Here is a 306-nt window from a genome sequence, read left to right on the forward strand (position 1 = left end):
GAGCCGGGCCGGGGTGACCGACGCCGACCCCGTGGCGAGCGCCGCGTCCAACAGCGCCATGCCCTGCTCCGCGGTCAGCGGCAGGACGCCGCCGCGCGCGAGGCGCTTGAGGTCGGTGGTGCCGAGCGACGCGGACATGTCGCTCTGCTCGGCCCACAGGCCCCACGACAGCGACGTGCCCGGCCTGCCCCCGGCCCGCCGGTGCGCGGCGAGCGCGTCGAGGAACGTGTTCGCCGCCGCGTAGTTGCCCTGCCCGGGGCCGCCCAGGATCCCGGCGACCGAGGAGTACAGGACGAACGCGTCGAG

Annotated in this window: 1 protein-coding gene; it reads right to left on the reverse strand. The window is 76.8% G+C overall.

Features of this window, described 5'->3' with window-relative positions:
- Positions 1-306: KR domain-containing protein (locus G3I65_RS55030; protein WP_160704450.1), on the reverse strand; the 306-nt coding region annotated here is incomplete at both ends.

The organism is Amycolatopsis sp. SID8362 (genome assembly GCF_010550475.1).
GTDB classification, from domain to species: domain Bacteria; phylum Actinomycetota; class Actinomycetes; order Mycobacteriales; family Pseudonocardiaceae; genus Amycolatopsis; species Amycolatopsis eburnea.